At 37.3% G+C, this 18153-nt stretch carries 17 protein-coding genes; 10 read left to right on the forward strand and 7 right to left on the reverse strand.

The features are described from left to right. Positions 1 to 55: 55 nt before the first annotated feature. On the reverse strand, positions 56 to 1429 hold the full coding sequence (locus ACFX4E_RS15790) for an MATE family efflux transporter (RefSeq protein WP_377258674.1): 1374 nt from the start codon (positions 1427 to 1429) through the stop codon (positions 56 to 58). 220 nt (positions 1430 to 1649) lie between these two features. Here ACFX4E_RS15790 and ACFX4E_RS15795 point away from each other — a divergent pair, with 220 nt between their 5' ends. Continuing rightward, positions 1650 to 2402 carry an SDR family NAD(P)-dependent oxidoreductase gene (locus tag ACFX4E_RS15795; RefSeq protein WP_028408780.1) on the forward strand — a complete coding sequence of 251 codons (753 nt, stop codon included), beginning with the start codon at positions 1650 to 1652 and terminating at the stop codon, positions 2400 to 2402. Positions 2403 to 2433: 31 nt separating this feature from the next. On the opposite strand, the gene ACFX4E_RS15800 is transcribed toward ACFX4E_RS15795, so the two are convergent. After that, positions 2434 to 3945, reverse strand: a complete 1512-nt coding sequence (locus ACFX4E_RS15800) for a phytoene desaturase family protein (protein ID WP_028408779.1) — start codon at positions 3943 to 3945, stop codon at positions 2434 to 2436. 136 nt (positions 3946 to 4081) lie between these two features. Between ACFX4E_RS15800 and ACFX4E_RS15805 the strand changes: the two genes are divergently transcribed. Together ACFX4E_RS15805 and ACFX4E_RS15810 are read left to right on the forward strand one after the other, a co-directional pair. Further along, positions 4082 to 5185 carry a glycosyltransferase family 2 protein gene (locus ACFX4E_RS15805; protein ID WP_028408778.1) on the forward strand — a complete coding sequence of 368 codons (1104 nt, stop codon included), beginning with the start codon at positions 4082 to 4084 and terminating at the stop codon, positions 5183 to 5185. Beyond that, positions 5128 to 5640, forward strand: coding sequence for a glycosyl-4,4'-diaponeurosporenoate acyltransferase CrtO family protein (locus ACFX4E_RS15810; protein ID WP_225049700.1), 513 nt, complete (start codon positions 5128 to 5130; stop codon positions 5638 to 5640). Before ACFX4E_RS15805 ends, ACFX4E_RS15810 begins: the two co-directional genes overlap by 58 nt. A 2-nt stretch (positions 5641 to 5642) precedes the next feature. On the opposite strand, the gene ACFX4E_RS15815 is transcribed toward ACFX4E_RS15810, so the two are convergent. Continuing rightward, positions 5643 to 6095 carry a hypothetical protein gene (locus ACFX4E_RS15815; protein ID WP_028408776.1) on the reverse strand — a complete coding sequence of 151 codons (453 nt, stop codon included), beginning with the start codon at positions 6093 to 6095 and terminating at the stop codon, positions 5643 to 5645. A 669-nt stretch (positions 6096 to 6764) separates the two neighbouring features. On the opposite strand from ACFX4E_RS15815, the gene ltaS reads away from it, so the two are divergent. From ltaS to ACFX4E_RS15830, 3 genes are all read left to right on the forward strand, one after another. Further along, positions 6765 to 8702 carry a lipoteichoic acid synthase gene (gene ltaS, locus ACFX4E_RS15820; RefSeq protein WP_013056729.1) on the forward strand — a complete coding sequence of 646 codons (1938 nt, stop codon included), beginning with the start codon at positions 6765 to 6767 and terminating at the stop codon, positions 8700 to 8702. Between the two features lie 166 nt (positions 8703 to 8868). Next, a complete protein-coding gene (locus ACFX4E_RS15825) occupies positions 8869 to 9513 on the forward strand; it encodes a 5-bromo-4-chloroindolyl phosphate hydrolysis family protein (RefSeq protein ID WP_028408775.1) in 645 nt (214 codons plus the stop codon). Between the two features lie 24 nt (positions 9514 to 9537). Beyond that, a complete protein-coding gene (locus ACFX4E_RS15830; protein ID WP_013056731.1) occupies positions 9538 to 10683 on the forward strand; it encodes a toxic anion resistance protein in 1146 nt (381 codons plus the stop codon). Positions 10684 to 10729: 46 nt separating this feature from the next. Here ACFX4E_RS15830 and ACFX4E_RS15835 read toward each other — a convergent pair whose 3' ends face one another. Continuing rightward, entirely contained in the window at positions 10730 to 11305 is a 576-nt protein-coding gene (locus ACFX4E_RS15835; RefSeq protein WP_028408774.1) for a hypothetical protein, read from the reverse strand. A 21-nt stretch (positions 11306 to 11326) separates the two neighbouring features. After that, complete coding sequence (locus ACFX4E_RS15840) at positions 11327 to 11836, reverse strand: hypothetical protein (protein ID WP_098249885.1); 510 nt, start codon at positions 11834 to 11836, stop codon at positions 11327 to 11329. Positions 11837 to 11975: 139 nt separating this feature from the next. Between ACFX4E_RS15840 and ACFX4E_RS15845 the strand changes: the two genes are divergently transcribed. Further along, complete coding sequence (locus ACFX4E_RS15845; RefSeq protein ID WP_013056734.1) at positions 11976 to 12119, forward strand: hypothetical protein; 144 nt, start codon at positions 11976 to 11978, stop codon at positions 12117 to 12119. Continuing rightward, on the forward strand, positions 12120 to 12887 hold the full coding sequence (locus tag ACFX4E_RS15850) for a polysaccharide deacetylase family protein (protein WP_025752060.1): 768 nt from the start codon (positions 12120 to 12122) through the stop codon (positions 12885 to 12887). A gap of 39 nt (positions 12888 to 12926) precedes the next feature. On the opposite strand, the gene ACFX4E_RS15855 is transcribed toward ACFX4E_RS15850, so the two are convergent. Both ACFX4E_RS15855 and ACFX4E_RS15860 read right to left on the reverse strand, forming a co-directional pair. Then, positions 12927 to 14405 carry a potassium/proton antiporter gene (locus ACFX4E_RS15855; RefSeq protein WP_098331606.1) on the reverse strand — a complete coding sequence of 493 codons (1479 nt, stop codon included), beginning with the start codon at positions 14403 to 14405 and terminating at the stop codon, positions 12927 to 12929. A 165-nt stretch (positions 14406 to 14570) separates the two neighbouring features. Further along, a complete protein-coding gene (locus ACFX4E_RS15860; protein WP_377258671.1) occupies positions 14571 to 15947 on the reverse strand; it encodes a M28 family peptidase in 1377 nt (458 codons plus the stop codon). Positions 15948 to 16272: 325 nt separating this feature from the next. Here ACFX4E_RS15860 and ACFX4E_RS15865 point away from each other — a divergent pair, with 325 nt between their 5' ends. Both ACFX4E_RS15865 and ACFX4E_RS15870 read left to right on the forward strand, forming a co-directional pair. After that, positions 16273 to 17556 carry an ATP-binding protein gene (locus ACFX4E_RS15865; protein WP_098331608.1) on the forward strand — a complete coding sequence of 428 codons (1284 nt, stop codon included), beginning with the start codon at positions 16273 to 16275 and terminating at the stop codon, positions 17554 to 17556. 104 nt (positions 17557 to 17660) lie between these two features. After that, positions 17661 to 18029 (forward strand): hypothetical protein, encoded by a 369-nt coding sequence (locus ACFX4E_RS15870; protein ID WP_074895971.1) that lies wholly within the window; start codon positions 17661 to 17663, stop codon positions 18027 to 18029. Positions 18030 to 18153 lie beyond the last annotated feature (124 nt).

Here is an 18153-nt window from a genome sequence, read left to right on the forward strand (position 1 = left end):
TCAATCCATTTTTAAACAAAAAAAGAACGTTCTTTTGAGAACGTTCTTTTTTTGTTTAAGCCGTTCGAGAAGATTTATTCTCCTCTAGCAGCTGCTTTTTTTGTATTTTTATCAAACGATACGCAAGTCCTGTTGCTCCTGCAGCAAGCCCCGCAATTAGTCCAATCCAATAGCCAAACGCCTGCAAATCGGTGTATTTTGCTAAAACAATGCCTAAAGGTAGACCAATTACCCAATAAGATACCAAGGACATTAAAAAGGTAACATTTACATCCTTATATCCTCGCAGAGCGCCTTGAATAGGAGCTTGAAGAGCATCAGAAAGCTGAAAGAAAATTGCATAAATCAAAAAATGAGAAGTTAATGCGAGTACCTCTGCATCTTTTGTATATAAAGATGCTACTGATTCTCGAAGAGTAAATAAAAGACCTGCGCAAACAAAAGCCATGCCCACAGCGATAGTTACACCGATCCTGCTATAGCTTCGTGCATCTTGATGACGCTTAGCACCCGCTTCAAATCCAACAACAATCGTTAAAGCCATAGAAATACTCAGCGGAATCATATAGAGAAATGAGGCAAAATTAATAGCTGCTTGGTGAGAAGCGATTGTAATGGTATTATACGAGCTCATAAACAGCGTGACGGCTGAAAAAATACTTGTTTCGAAAAAGACCGAAAAACCGATAGGTAAACCAATTTTTAATATTTCTTTCCAAGTAGAAAAAGAGATACGGTGAAATCTCTTAAATAAACTGAAGTTAGAAAAAGGTTCTTTTTTATGAATAATTACAATGGATACAATGAGTATGCACCAATACGTAACGGCAGTTGCATAACCGGAGCCTACTCCACCCAAGTGTGGGAAGCCCAGCTTACCGAAGATTAATACATAGTTTAAAGCTACATTAACCGGAAGCCCTAAAATGGTGATAAGCATAGACGTACGAGTTTGCCCTAAAGCATCAATAAAGTTTCGTAAAACCGTATAAATAAAAAGCGGAATAATACCAAAAGATAAAGCAATTAAATACTGTTTGGCAATGCGCATTACGTTTGCTTCTAAATTCATCCCTTTTAAAATAGGATCAACAACAAAAAAGCCGATTAAAATAATAACAACGGCCATTAAAATGGAGACATAAAGCCCTTGAATGACGGAGAACGGAACTTTTTTCTTTTGATTAGCTCCGACAAGCTGTGCAACAATTGGCGTAATAGACATTAAAATTCCGCTTAGCCCTGTAAAAATAGGCACCCATAAGCTTGAACCAATCGCTACCCCTGCCAAGTCGTCTGCACTTACCCTTCCTGACATCATCGTATCAAAAAAAGTCATTGAAAACATTCCAAACTGGGTGACCAATATCGGAAATAAAATAAAAATGAACTGCTTAACTTTTTGAGACGTTGAAAACATTTGTTGCATTAAAAAACCCCCAATTTGAAAACATTTACACCAAAAAGCATTATATCACGCCGTGGCTTGTTTTTGCTAAGAGTTCTGACAATAAATTCAAAGAACGTATCCATAAAACGCACCGGTTTAAAAGGAGTAAAAAGGTAAAACAGTATATGATTTTAATTTTGACAGGCAGTGAGCTATGATAGAAAGTATAGTAATTATCATTTAACGTGGAGGGATACGTGTGGATTTACAGTTGCAAAATAAAAATGTACTTATTACCGGCGGGTCAAAAGGAATTGGGAAAGCTATTGCTGCCTCGTTTATTCAAGAAGGAGCAAACGTTGGAATTGCGGCAAGAGGAGAGGAAGCGCTACAGGATGCACAGTCAAAATTAGAAAACGTACGTACATATACAGCAGACCTAACAAACGAATCAGACAGAGTTGCATTAATCGAGAAATTCATTAAAGACTTCGGAAGCATTGATATTTTAATTAATAACGCTGGAGGAAGTAATGGAAGCAAGGCAATGGAAACAGATTTATCCCTTTTCAAAGAAGCGATGGAGCTTAACTATTTTTCAGCTGTTCATTTGAGCAAGCTAGCAGCAGCTCGTATGACAAAAGATGCGGCAATCGTTAATGTGACGTCTATTTTCGGGAGAGAAAGTGGAGGGAAAGTCACGTACAATAACGCAAAAGCAGCGCTTATCAGCTTTACAAAGTCGTTTGCAGATGAAATGATTTCTAAAGGAATTCGTGTAAATGGAGTAGCGCCGGGAAGCATTTTGCATGAAACGGGTAATTGGAAAAAAAGAATGGATGAAAATCCGGAGAAAATTAAGCAGTTTGTTGAAAACGAAATACCAGCAGGGCGCTTTGGGGAGCCGGAAGAAGTGGCAAACGCCGTTGTTTTTTTAGCATCTTCTCAAGCTTCATGGATAGTGGGTGCTACGTTAAACGTAGACGGTGGACAGTCAAAAATGAACTTTTAAAAAAAGTGCAGGAATTTCCTGCACTTTTTCATTATCCAATATCTTTTTGCATACGAGGAATCTGAAAATCTTCATTAATTGCGTCCGCTGTAAGCTGACCTGATAATGTCACCATTGGCACGCCGCCTCCAGGGTGTGTAGAGCCGCCCACAAAATAAAGGTTAGAAAGAAGCTGACTTCTTGCCGGAATTTTAAAACCTCCATTTTTCTTACGGTCAGTTGCTACCCCATAAATGGACCCACCGTTAGCACCGTAAAGCTCTTGGATATCGTTAGGAGTAAACGTATATTCAAACTCAATGCTTGAACGTAAGTCTTCTAATCCCATTGCCTCAAGCTTTTTCAATATGACTTCCCGGTAGCGGTCTTTTAATGCAGCCCAGTCGTCGCCTTCTTTTAAAGGAGGTACATGGGTAAGAACGAACAGATTTTCTTTTCCTTCAGGAGCTTGCGTAGGGTCTGATTTAGACGATACGCCAATGTAAATTGTCGGATCCATGGCTACTTGACCTTTGTTAAAGATTGTATCAAACTCTTCTTTCTGATCCTTTGAGAAGAAGAAATTATGATGTTGAAGCTGCTTGTACTGTTTGTTAACCCCTAATAAAAGAACAAGGCCAGAAACAGTAGGCTCGAATTTAGCAAGCTGCTGAGTTTGCTTAGCTGCCTGCGCATGATTTTTTAATAAATAGCGGTAAGTTGGAATTGCTTCTAGATTAGATACCACAATATCTGCTGATAGATTCTCGCCATTTTCTAGTGTAATCCCAGTTGCCTTTGCTCCGCTTGTTGTGATTTCTTTTACCGGCGTATTTAGATGCACAGTGACGCCAAGCTCTTGAAGAAGCTTATCCATCGCTTCAGCGATTTTGTACATTCCGCCTTTTACGTAATAAATACCTAATCCTAGTTGAACATGAGCAAGCTGTGTTAATACAGCCGGTGCATGATAAGGAGAAGAACCGATGTACATAATTAAAAAATTAAACAATTGACGCAAATGTTTGTTTGAAAAATATTTGCGTGTAGTAGCATCCATAGATCTCATTGGATCCATTTGAAGCAGTTCTTTTACCGTGTGCATCGTTCGTAAATCATGCAGTCCAGATAAACTTTTTTTATAAAAACTTTTTAAGTTCGATTCATACATTTTATTTGCATAAGATAAATAGTCAAAAAAACCTTCAATGTCTTCTGGAGCAAGTTCTTGAAGCTGCTGAAGCATGCGAGGAAGGTCACTGGTCAAATCAATTTGTGTTCCATCTTGGAAAAAAGTTCTCCACTGAGGCTCAATTCGTTCTATTGTTAAGTAGTCGTGGATATTGCGGCCTGCACTGTCAAACAGCTGCTCTAGCACCCACGGCATCGTTAAAATAGAAGGTCCTGTATCGAAAGAAAATCCTTTGCCGCTGCGAATATTTAACTTACCGCCAATTCGCTCGCTTTTTTCAACGACTGTTACATCATATCCATCAGCTGACAGACGAATAGCAGCTGACAGACCACCTAAACCTGCGCCTACAACAATTACTTTCTTTTTCATCTTTTTCCTCCTTATAAAACAAAAGCGAGTTGTCAACAATGTGTATAAAATGACTTCACGCAAAATAAAAATAGGTCTACAACTTTTTATTTTGTCCAGTTCGCTAATTTTCATACGTGAAGGAAAGGAGAAAAGGATGTCTTTTTTACTGGTTGCTCTTGTCTTGACAGCTACGCTTGTCATCACTATCCCTACATTTAAACGTGTAAAAATAGTAAGAAACAATATGTCATGTTTGTCCATTATTATTCCAGCTAGAAATGAAGAAAGAAACCTTACCTTTTTATTGCAGTCACTCCAGTTACGGAACGCTGACTTTGAAGTGATTGTTGTAGATGACAACTCAACAGATAATACTGAGAGGGTAGCCAAAGCATTTGGCGTAAAAGTAGTGCAACCGGGCGCACTTCCAGCTGGGTGGCTAGGAAAGTCATGGGCATGCTGGAATGGAGCACGAGAAGCAAAAGGCTCGGTGCTTTTGTTTTTAGATGCTGATATTACAGTAGAGAAAGACGGAATTGAAAAAGTATTTTTCTATTATCAACAGCAAGGGGGTGTGCTGTCGGTTCATCCTTATCACCTTGTTAAGAGGCCTTATGAAATGCTTTCTGCTTTATTTCACTATGTTACGTTTGCATCGATTGGCGCGTTTCACCCCTTTAAAAATTGGAAAAGTCCTTCTGTCGGTTTCGGGCAGTGCTTGCTTTGCAGCGCAGCCTCCTACTTTCAAAGCGGAGGCCACGAAGGGATAAAAAAAGAAGTGGTTGAAAATATGGCGCTGGTTGAGAAAATGAACAAACAAGGTGAATTTATTACGTGTATGAGTGGACAGGGAGCTCTTTCCATGCGCATGTATCCAAATGGTATGAAAAGCCTTATAAGAGGGTGGAGTAAAAGTTTTGCTTCAGGTGCGGGGAAAACGGAAGCCATTTATTTATTTCTAGTAAGCTTGTGGCTTACTAGCATGATTAATTATATCCTTTTTTTACCGACTCTATGGAATCAACATGCAGGCTTGGCAATTAGCAGCTATGTTTGCTATGTAAGCCTCTTATTTAATAGCTTAAGAAAAATAGGTTCGTTTACCTTTTTTTCTTTGTGCTTATTTCCTATTCATATACTGTTTTTTCTGGGTCTATTCGTATGGTCTTTCGTCCAAACGGCGGTGAGAAAGCAAGTTAAATGGAAAGAACGCAGCATATCTATAGAAGAAGAAAAAAAGAAGAAAGTGATAAAATGACAGGTGCTCAGCTCTTAATTAATATCATGGCATGGTTTGTGATTCACATGTTCATCGCCTACAGATGCACAAAAATTTCTGCCTTTTATTTAAAGAAGGACCTTGCGCTGTTTAAGGTTCAAAGGTGGGAAACAGTTGGGATATATAAAAAATTCGGGGTGCACCGATGGAAAACGTGGCTTCCTGATGCAGGAAAGCTATTTAAGCGAGGATTTTATAAAAAGAAATGGGAGAGTAGAACGAAGGAATATGCACAGCTTTTTTTAATTGAAACAAATCGAGCAGAGTTAACTCACTGGATCAGCATACTTCCTTCTATTCTTTTTTTTATATGGAACTCTCCTTCTATAGGTGTTTGGATGGTTATTTATGCGATTGTCGCAAACGTACCGTTTATCTTGGTTCAACGATATAATCGAATACGAATTCATCAAGTTGTTTTGAAACTCAAATGAAATTAATTCACGTGCCTTTGGCTCCGAGTAGGGGCCTCGTTTTTTATCTTTTTCTCCTTATTCGAAGACAATAACTTCTTGGATAAAAGAAAAAAAGAAGCAAAGGCGATATAAATACTAAAAAAGACTAAAAACCCCCATAAACCTGCTATGGCATCATCAAATTCCATATTGCCCCGAGTGGTAATTCCTTGCTGAATTTCAATGGCAAAAACTAAGACAAGCATAACGGTAAGGGTATAGATAAAAGAAATAGCTGTAATACTAAATTTCCACTTTGACAATAATTTAAAGATCATATAAACGCTTAAAAACGTGAGAAGTCCAATAATACCAATAATCCAGAAGTGAAGTTCTTTATCTGAAAGAGAAAATCCTAGTAAATAAAAAATATAAATTAATCCGTCGTGCAATACATTAATAATATTTGTAATGAAAACAATACATTCTTTCATTTTTTCTCCTTTATAAAAATGTAAGACGTTTAAACTTCTAGGTATACAAGCATGCATAGCCCATACTCATTCCAACTTTATATAAAAAATGCACTTTCTAGATCAGACGTTAAAGAGATCTGAAATTTCAAATAATATTTATAATTTATATTATAAACAAAAAGGTAAAAAAATAAAAATTTTCGATGCAAACTGACACATTTTTTTCAAATTTAAAGAAAGAAATAACTCAAAATATGTGGTTTACTGTAGAAAGAAAAGAAAATAAGAGGTATTGATATAACAAATATTCACAAGTGCTTTTATGCATTCTCTTGTAAAGGAGAAGGAAAACTAAGGCAAGTGTTAAATTTATATGTATAGTGGACAAAATAAAAAATAAATATAAAATAGTGAAACTTAAAGAGAAGCTGTCCGTATTAAATAGTGAGAAGAAAAAAGCATAGGAAACATTTGTGTTTGAAAGCCGATATAGCTGGGAATAAGAAAGTAGTTATTTTCTCACGTTTGGTGAAAATTATACGTAGCGGTGTTGACAATTTTTTTAAAAGAGTTAAAATGTGAAAGAACAGATTAGCTCTCTTACATTTTTTGTAAGAGAGATTTCTTTTTACATTTACTATAAAAATAAAAGTGAGCTTAAATTTCAATAGAGACAGAGGTGGGAATATGAAACAGCTCATGACAAACGGTAAAAATATTTTTTCGAAACAGCTGCCGTTATTTCTAATTGCAGTTTTGTTGTTTTGGATTAAAACGTATACCGTTTATCGTATCGAATTTAACTTAGGGCTAGATAATTTTATGCAAAAGTTCTTACTTTTCATAAACCCAATTGGTTCGGCAATTTTCTTTTTTGCCATTGCACTACTATTTAAAGGGCGCGGAAAAGTACGAGCACTGCTTGGAATGAATTTTTTACTTTCATTCATCCTGTACGCAAATGTAGTGTACTATCGCTTCTTTAATGATTTTATTACTGTTCCTGTATTGACTCAGTCAAACAACTTTGGTCAATTAGGCGGCAGTGCCATGGCTTTAATTAGCCCAACTGATATTTTATACTTCACAGATTTCTTTATTCTTTTAGTTTTAGTACTATGGAAAAAAGTTGACTTACCAGCAACGATTAGTCGACGTACTGTGACAGGTGTATTTTTATCAGGGATTTTATTCTTAAGTGCCAACATCGCACTAGCGGAAATGGATCGTCCGCAACTATTAACAAGAACATTTGACCGCAACTATTTAGTAAAATATTTAGGAACGTATAACTATACGATCTATGACATCATCCAGAGCTCGAAATCTTCAGCACAGCGCGCGCTAGCAGATAGCAGTGATGTGGCTGAGGTAGAGAACTATGCAAAAGCAACATATGCTGAGCCGAACAAAGAATATTTCGGTCAAGCAAAAGGCAAAAACGTCATCTATATTTCATTAGAGTCACTTCAGTCATTTATGATTGGTTATAAGTTAAATGGTGAAGAAGTAACGCCATTCTTAAATTCACTATTAAAAGATCAGAACACAATGTATTTCGATAACTTCTTCCATCAAACAGGGCAAGGTAAAACATCAGATGCTGAATTCATGATGGAGAACTCATTATTCGGCTTACCTCAAGGTTCTGTATTTACAACAAAAGCAAATAACACCTATCAGTCGCTGTCTGGTATTCTAGATCAGCAAGGCTATACAACATCTGTGTTCCACGGAAATGGAAAATCGTTCTGGAACCGTGACGAAATGTATAAATCAATGGGTGTAGAAAAATTCTTTGATTCAGCTTATTACAATATGTCAGACGAAGATACGCTGAACTATGGTTTAAAAGATAAACCATTCTTTAAAGAATCAATGCCGTACCTAAAAGGCTTAAAGCAGCCATTTAGCGCGAAGTTCATTACGTTATCAAACCACTTCCCTTATCCGCTAGATAAGGAAGACCAAACGATTGGACCTCACAATACGGGAGATAAGTCAGTTGACCAATACTTCCAAACGGCTCGTTATTTAGATGAATCAATCAAGCAATTCTTTGAGGATTTACAGGCCTCTGGCTTAGCAGACAATACGATGGTCGTGATGTACGGTGACCACTACGGTATTTCTGAAAACCATAAGCGTGCAATGGGCAAAGTAATGGGTAAAAACATCAATGATTTTGAACAAGCTCAGCTGCAGCGCGTACCATTATTTATTACTTCACCAGGCCTTAAAGGCGGCGTAAATCATACGTATGGTGGAGACGTAGATGTTCGTCCAACAGTGATGCATTTATTAGGTCTTGATACAAAAGACTATATTGACTTTGGTACAGACTTATTATCAAAAGAACATCAGCAAGTTGTGCCTTTCCGTAACGGTGACTTTGTTACACCTAAGGTAACAAAAGTTGACCAGAAAGTGTATGACAATGCAACGGGCAAGCAGCTTTCAGATAAGGAAGCGAAACAGTACGATAAGTATGATGAACTAGTTAAGAAAAAGCTAGAACTATCAGATAAACTTGTTTACGGAGATTTACTCCGCTTTCATACACCAGAAGGGTTCAAACCAATTGAACGCTCGAAGTATGATTACAACAAGCGCGAAGATCAATAAAAAACAGGCAGCTTTTAATAGCTGCCTGTTTTTTTGTTTTGTGAAACCTTTAAAGGTTTTATCCGTATATAAATTATAACAGTAATCGTTTTAAGAGACGGGAAGACAATGGTATAATATGTATACGTTTAAAAGTTCGGTCACATTTGAGATAGGAGTGAAAGCGATGAAAGTCGTTCGAATCATAAAAAAGATTCTTGCCATTTGGGTAACAGGAGCAGTAGCCGTTCCGGTCAGCTATTTTGGATTTAGTACCACGATGATTCAATCCTTTGGCATTAGTATAGGAGTAATGGTCGTGATGAGCCTGTTCTTTATTATAAGCAGTGCTCGACGTCATTATCAAAATCCGTATAGAGAAGAAATTGCATACGTTCGTCATCAAGTAAAAGAGGCAAGAAAGCAATTAAGAACCATTGGAAGCTATCGTTTTAAAATTCGGTCTGTTCATATGTGGACAGAACTTTCTAAACTATACAAAGTAGGTAAAAGCATCATTGAAATGGTAGAAAAAGAGCCCGCACGTTATAAAGATGTTCAGCCCTTTTTTACGAACTACTTACAATCAACGGTTACCGTCATTGAAAGGTATATGTTTTTATTATCAAAACCAACGAAAAGCATAGAAGTCAAAGAAAGTCTTCATGAAGCGGAAGACATGCTGCGCGGGTTATCAGGGAAGTATGAGCATTTATTAACAAATGCTCTTTCACAAGATAAGCTGACATTAGATGTAGAGCTTAAAGTGCTAAAACAAGCATTTGAAGAAGAGCAGCCGTATATACCGACAGCTACTAATCGCACAAAGTAACGTAAATGCAAAGGATGGGATTTTATGATGAAAGAATATAATCAAAATCAATCGTTAGATGCGCTGCTTGATGATCCTTTTGCGTCGCCTACCCCGCAGGTACAATCGGACTCTCGCGCTGCAAAAAGAAACACATACGATGATTTGACACCGGAATATCAGGAAAAAGCACAGAAAATCGCAAATCAAATTGATTATAAAAATCAGCAGGCTATCTTACAGTACGGGGTAGCAGCTCAGTCAGAACTATCTCAGTTTTCTCAATCTGTGCTACAGCATGTGCAAACGAAAGATACGGGACCAGTAGGAGACGTTATAGGAGATTTAATGAGTAAGATTCGCCAAGTGAATCCCGATGATTTTTCTGCAAAGAAAAAAGGAGTTATCGGTCGATTGTTTTCAGGAGTCTCTAGGCCTATTCAAAATTTATTAACAAAATATCAAAGCATTAATGTTGAAATTGATAAAATTGCAGATAAGTTAGAGCGCTCAAAACAAATGCTGTATCGAGACATTACAATGCTAGATAGCTTATATGATAAAAATAAACAGTTTTACGAGGCGCTTAACGTCTACATTGCAGCGGCAGAATACAAGTTAGTGGCGCTGCAGAATGAAACGCTGCCCCAGCTTCAGCAAACAGCATCTCAAAAAAATGACTACTTGATGGCTCAGGAGGTCAATGATTTAAATCAATTTATCAATAGGCTAGAAAAACGAGTGCATGATTTAAAACTGAGCCGTCAAATTGCCATTCAAAGTGCACCGCAGATTCGATTAATTCAAGAAGTCAATCAGACCCTTGTTGAAAAAATTCAAAGCTCTATTTTAACAGCTATTCCCCTTTGGAAAAATCAAGTAGTAATCGCAACCACTTTATTACGCCAAAAGAAAGCAATGGAAGCCCAAAAGCAAGTATCTAAGACAACAAACGACTTGCTTACTAAAAATTCAGAGCTGCTCAAGCAGAACACGATTGAAGTAGCTCGTGAAAACGAGGCGGGGATTGTCGATATCGAAACATTGAAAAAAACACAGTCCGATTTGATTACCACGTTAGAAGAAGTGCTAAAGATACAAGAAGAAGGACGTACGAAGCGTACCGAGGCGGAATCAGAGCTGTATCAAATGGAAAAAGATTTAAAAACTAAACTGTTAGATATGAAATAAAGAAAAAGTCGGTTTATACACTTTGTAAACCGACTTTTTCTCTGTTTTATGCATTTTGAAGCGTTCTCGCCATTTCTAAAAACGGCGTTAAATCCCTTTCGGATTTAGGAGCAAAGATCGTTAACCGGAAAGTAGGGTGATGATTTTGCTTTCGAACGAGAAAACCGTATGCGTTACTTTTATCATCTGATGCTTTGTACGCAGCTTCTATCTCTAAGTTATGGTGAATGAGGTGCGTATCAAGGGAAGCCACTTCTGAAAAGCCAGCTCTTAAAATTTCTTTTGTTTCTTTATTGAGCTCCTTTACACTTTTATTTGAGGGAAACACTTCAATCCGCATCCACAAAGCATCATTTTTTTTGTTGTAAATGACATCTTTTCGTGGCTCTTCTTCTGTAAACTCGTATCCTTCTAGTACGTAAAGCGTATAGTTTTGATTGGTGCTTCTTTTAAGATAACCCGCATCTGTTCTGCTGCTTCCTTTGTAAGGATAGGTGAACTTTTGCTGTGGCAAGCGTTCTTTTGGAATTTCTTCTTGTGTGTTAATAAGCTCTTCACGAAAAGCAGTTGAGCAGCCACTCATCAAACATATAAAGCAAACAAGAAATATCTTTTTTTTCATAGCTGGCTTCCTTATCTATTTTCATTCATGCGTTTTTACTGAGTTCACAATTGAAATTAACTTTTTTTCATCATCAGAATTTTTAGCTGTAACCATCGTGATTTTTAAAGCAGGGTGCCCCTTTGTTTCTCTCAGTACATACAGCTTTGCCGTTTCTTTTTTACTCCCTGATGTAGATGCAAACACAACGGGTTGAAGAAATGGGGATGCAGAAGAAATTTTTAACGATTTTCCAAACTGGTCATCAAACAATTTTTTTGAACGATCTAGATATGATTTGCTTGTACTTTCTTTCCCGGAAAGGACTTCAATTCGCATCCACGTATAGGGAGTCTTGGTTGAAAAAAGAATATCTTTTCCATCCTCTTCTTTTTGAAGCGTATATTCATTGGGCAATGAAAGAGAATATCCTTGTTCGCTTACGGTGAGCTGCTGATGTTCCTTATTGCTTTCACTGACTGCTTTAACAGAAGGCAGTATAACCATGGTTATGCTTATCATTAACAGAAGCGCTAAATAAAATTTTCGCATGTATATATCTCCTATTCAAAACGCTAGACAGCGTGTAATTACTATAAAAAAATGTTTTCGCCATGTTAGAACCCGTAGGTTTATTTTTGACTTTTTGGTAAAGCTAAAAACACAATCAATTAGTAATGGAGAGAAGACTATGAAAAACCGTAAATCAACTTCTGCAGCTAATCGCCGTCAACAGCGCGTGTGTTTGGGTGATGAACGATTATTTGCAGTTGGTATCAAAGCGTTTATTGACAATACGCATGAATCACACCTAGACAAAAAAGGAGGTCATTGAGTGAAATGGTGCTTGTCAATTATCATTATTGTTTCCATTAATTTCTATGGTATTCAGGCGGATGCTGCAAAGAAGAGCAGATTTTATTATGAAAAAAAAGGAGATATCGTATGGGAAGTTCCCATGAAAGACGAGAAGTTAATTGCGCTTACATTTGATGATGGACCAGATCCTAAATATACGCCTACCATTTTGAATTTATTGCAAGAGTACGGTGCCAAAGCAACTTTTTTTGTAGTCGGCGATCGAGTAACATCGTTTCCCAAGCTTGCTCAAAGAGAAGTTCGTGAAGGGCATGAACTTGCTAATCATACATATAGCCATTTGAAAGTAAGGGGCCAGGAAGTAGAGAGAATTGAACAAGAAATTGAAAAAGCGGATGAACGTATACAAGCTATTACAGGAATAAAACCTTACCTGTTTCGTCCACCTACTGGCTATTATGACGATCGGGTAGTAAAAGCTGCTAAAAATCAGCAGTATACCATTATTCTTTGGTCTTGGCATCAAGATACATTTGATTGGAGAAATCCAGGCGTAGGTAAAATTGTAAGTCAAGTGCTTAACCATGCCAGGTCAGGAGATATTGTATTGTTTCATGATACGGGAGGAGATCGAACCCAAACCATTGAAGCATTAAAACAAATTTTGCCGAAGTTAAAGGAAGAGGGGTATAAATTTGTAACGGTCTCAGAACTTTTAAAACATCACCCCAATTATAAATCTCTTTATTTGATGCAACAGCAAAAACAGCACTCCGTTCAATAATCGAGTGCTGTTTTTCTCGTAAAGACTTTAACCAATTTTTTAACTGGTTTTTCCTTCTCTTTCGTCCCCATCAGACGTATTTTTTTGGAAAAATGCTTTTACTTTATCCCGTTTTTTCTTCGAAATAAGAATATATAATGTATCACCTGCAAAAATTTGTGTATTTCCTCTAGGGGTAAGTAGTTTATCATCTCGAATAACAGCAGTCACTAAAATGTCTTCAGGGAGGTGAAGTTCTTCAAGCGATTTTCCTGATATATCTGCATGTTCCACGAGCTTCAACTCAATCATTTCATTTTTTGTTTTGCCCATCGAAACAAGCTCGAGACTGTGAGGAACCGTCTCTTTTTCACCTTGAGAAAGGTTTAGAAATTTGGCTAAAGGAGCGATTGTTGCTCCTTGAAGAAGAGCGGAAGTTAAAACAACAAAGAAAACGACGTTAAAAATGAGCGTGCTGTTCTCCAAACCTGCCATCATAGGATAAGTAGCCAATACAATTGGAACAGCTCCTTTTAAACCGGCCCAAGAAATAAACAGTTTTTCTTTGGATGAGTATTTAGCAAACATCATCGAAAGAAATACGCCGAGTGGACGAGCGACAAACATAAGTAAAAGAGATAACAGTATACCCTGCCAAATGATATCTAGCAGTTGATTAGGAAAGACAAGAAGGCCGAGTAAAATAAACATTAAAATTTGCATCATCCATGCAAAACCTTCGTTAAAGCGGACAATTGTGTGACGATAAGTTAGATCTGCATTCCCTACTACCACTGCCATTACATATACAGCAAGTAGACCGCTTGCTTCTACAAATGTGGAAATTCCATAGGTTAAGGCGGCTAATGACAATGTAAGCACAGGGTAAAGACCTGAAGAATCCAAATTAATTCGATTAATAATCCACACGGCTGCTTTTCCGAGTACTAAACCAAGTATCAGCCCGATTCCCATTTGCCAAAAGAAATTAAGGATTAACGAGAGGATAGGAGAGTCTGGATGTTGAATTAATTCAATAATAGAAACGGTTAAGAAGATGGCCATCGGATCATTGGAACCAGATTCTGCTTCTAGCGTGGAGTTTAATTTTTGGCGGATATTCTGTGTTCCTAGTACAGAGAACACGGCTGCAGCATCTGTAGAGCCAACGATTGCCCCAAATAAAAAGCCTTCAAGCCAAGTAACACCTAAAATATATTTGGCAAGTACACCCGTTAAAACTGTCGTAATAAGGACTCCGAAAGTAGCTAATGAAACGGAAGGGCGAACAACGCGTTTAACATCTTTCCATTTGGTCTGCACGCCCCCATCAAAAAGAATAATGATAAGCGCTAATATTCCGAATCCTTGTGTTAAAAGAGCATTGTCAAAGTAGATGTAGTGGCTAACAACCATTCCTACAATAATAAAGAGTACAAGCGAAGGGACTCCAAGGCGAGTAGAGAACTTTGCAGTAAGTACCCCTATGACAAGGAGAATAGATAGTAAAAGAATTGAATGGTCTACCGTAAAATCCAAAAAATACACCTCGTTTGTTCAAAATTTTTATGTAAGTAATAAATGAGGTTCCTCTATAATAATTGTAGCATAATGGATTTAAAACCTTGAGAAATCTGCTTATCAAAAAAAGAGATGCATAAACATCTCTTTTTTTGACCATGTATGAATAACAGGGATAGATTCTTACTTAACATCTTGCTCGTGATAAAGATGAGGAGCTTTAAATGTTGCTTTCTTTTTAACTGAAGAACCTTGTTGGTCGGGACGGGAACGATCGTAAATAGCTGTTCCAACAATCTCAGCCACATCTTGAAGTTTTTCTTTGCTTATTTTATCAAGGTTATCTTCAGGCGTATGATACCAAGGTTCAGACGGACTGTGAATAAATAGAGCAGCCGGTATTCCTGCTTCTGCAAACGGAACGTGATCACTGCGGCCGCCAGCTTGGAATGGCGTAGGTGCTCCATTTAATCTTGTACTTGAAGCTTGAGCTAATTCTGTGACAAGATTTGGTGTTCCATCAGCTGTATTTATCACCAAATCTCCCGCATCTTGACTTCCTACCATGTCTAAATTAAACATTCCAACAATACGATTTTTCTCATCTTCAGATAGCTCACTAACATAATGCTCGGATCCTAGTAAGCCTACTTCTTCAGCTCCGAATGTGACAAATCGCAGTTCTGTATCAGTAGGAAGAGTTTTAAATACGCGAGCTAATTCAAGCACCATAGCTGTTCCAGAAGCATCGTCATTTGCCCCAGGCGCTCCGGCCACAGAATCATGATGAGCACCTACTACAATAATATCATTTTTTCCTTTTTTCTTAAAAGTAGAAGGTTTAGTAGCGGTTACATTATAAGATGTTCGCTCACTTACGACAGCTCCTTCAATTTTTACTGTACCTGAAGGCTTTTCGCCTTTTTGAATAGAAGTAAGAACCTTGTCACCTTCTTCTTTGGTAACAGCAAGAGACGGAATGTAGTTATCATTAGCGCCGCCAAGCGTTCCGTTTAGCTCACCGTCTGTATTATTAAAAATAATGACGGCTGCAGCTCCTTTTTCAGCAGCATTTAATACTTTTTCACCAAAAGTAATAGTGCCTCGCTGAACTAATACAATTTTACCTGTCACATCTTTGTTTGCTAAATTATCTTTTGTACCCAGCCCTCCATCTACAATTTCAGCAGTGACATTTCCATTGGTGCTATAAGTAAAAGTTGTCGGAGAGTAGCTGGTACCGTTTACGCTTAGTGAAAAACTAGCTGCTGGTGTGTAACCGGTAAAGGTAAAAGGCTCTACTGCGCTCTCATAGCCTAGTTTAGACAAACGCTTTTGAACAAATGTAGCAGCTTCGCGTTCAGCTTCAGTTCCTGCCACACGAGGTTTTTTTGAGAGATACGCAATGTCTTGATAAATTTTCTCAGCATTGATTTTTTTTAATACTTTTTGTTCAGAACTTTGATGGTGAGAAGCATTTGCAGAAGTAGAAGCTTGTACACTTGTAAAAGATAAAGTCAAACTTGTTGCTACAGCCAAAGAAATCACGGTTTTTTTCATTAAAATCCCCCTAAATTTATCGATGTAGTTGGTACTACTCGAATTTACAATATTAAGAAAATACAAAAAAGAGTATTATTACCTAAATGTTCCAGACTATTCCGTATCTAAATTCCTATTTTGATAGAGAAAATAATTCAAATAAAATGAAAATGCGGAAACAACTAAAGAGGATAAAAGAAACTGTGTCAAAAGTAATAAAAAAAGGTATTAGATAAGAATAAAAAAATAAGGTAAACTAGTTTAAAAGTAAGAAGAATATTCAGAACTTAATTGATGAGACATAGAGAGTATTCACGTAAAAAACAAAGGCTGGTGGGAAATATTGATAAAAAATAGGGAGGGTGTACGAAAAGCAGCGGCGGTAGCGGGTCTTCTGCTTGTAGGGGTGTACATCGTCTTTCAAACAATGGCATTTTTTAAAGGAGCATATGCTCTTAGCAGTTTGATAAAAGATAGTTTACTAGTGGGCGTAACGGCTGGCACGTTTTATTTACTTCATAAGCGTTCGATTCATACCCAGGTGTCTGATGAACAATATCAGCTTGCTACATTAATAAATTCAATGCCAGATTTTATTTGTTTTAAAGATGGAGCTGGCAAATGGGTGGCGGTGAATGATTTTGGAAGAGAACTTTATCATTTAAAGGGTATTGATTACAGGGGTAAAACCGATGCAGAACTTGGGGAACTTGTGCCTTTCTTTCAAGCCGCTTTCTTACACTGTATTTCATCGGATGAAGAAGCATGGAGAAAAAAGGAAAAGGTACGCACGGAAGAAGCATTTGAAATACCAAACGGCGAGGTCAAAACATTTGATGTTATTAAAGTACCTGTGTTTTTTGATGATGGCTCAAGAAAAGCTCTTATCACGATTGGACGAGATATCACTCAGCAAAAGCTTGCAGAAGCGCTTCTCATAAAAAAGGAAAAGCTTTCTGTAGTAGGCGAATTAGCTGCTGGAATTGCTCATGAAATTAGAAATCCGCTTACGAGTATTAAAGGGTTTGTTCAGCTCATGAAAGAAACAGACCGATCCGCAATAGGGTATGCTAACATCATGCTTGATGAGCTGGAACGAATTAATGGTATTGTCAGTGAAATGCTCCTTTTGTCAAAACCTGAAAGTGAACATTTTCGCGTGTTTTCTCTTACAGAAGCGGTTAAGTATGTAATGAGTTTAACTTCCCATGAAGCTTTATTGAAAAACATTAACTTCTTATACGATGAACAAACAAATAACGCTAGTGTGTATGGAAATAAAAATCACCTTATTCAAGTATTACTTAATGTTTTTAAAAACGCAATTGAAGCCATGAATAGGCCTGGAAATATTTACATTACAATCAAAACAGTGCAGGATAACTATATTTTTATAGAAGTTAGAGATGAAGGAGTAGGAATTTCTAAAGACCGTCTAGAACATATAGGAGAACCGTTTTTTACTTTAAAAGAAAAAGGAATGGGGCTTGGATTAACAATTAGCTCCAAAATTATTCATGATCATCACGGTACCCTGCAGATTGAGAGTGAGCAGAACAAAGGGACGATTGTTAAAATCCGACTCCCTCTGTATGTCGAAGATACGGCGGTTTTTGCAAGCAAATGAAATGTTGTAAACGAAAAGTAATGAAAACGTCATCCATTTCTTATTGCTAAACGCAGCTGTACATGATGTAATAAAAGAAACGAACATGTCAGGAAGGTAGCAAAATGAGACGTGCAGATCAAAAAATTATATTACCGTATACACCGGAAAATTTAAGAATGCTATTGCTTCAAGTATGTGACGGAGAAAATCCGTTTTCCCATCAGGACCTTACGTATTGGTGTGATAAATATACTCTCCATTATTATGAGTATGAAGCGGATGAAACGCAGTGGATGAATGATATGCAGCAGACAGATAGTAGGCAAGATCTAGCTAAATCCTATGCCATTGCTAAAGATATTGGCTGGCAGTGGTACTTTTATATGGCTAGAGGAACGACGCTGTCTGATATTCAATATGTCGAGCTTCACGAACTAGAATTGCCCAGACATTTGTTTGTAAAATGGCTAAATGAATTATATGAAATGTAATCCTATATATGAATTGTAGTACATCCGGTCTGATGAAAGAAAGGCCATCTCTGGTAACGGAGCAAAAGACCACTGAAGTACATACAAGCGTAAAATAGAAAGCTAAGGAAAATTCTTAGCTTTT

The organism is Priestia sp. YIM B13491 (assembly GCF_042787605.1).
GTDB classification, from domain to species: Bacteria; Bacillota; Bacilli; order Bacillales; family Bacillaceae_H; genus Priestia; species Priestia megaterium_E.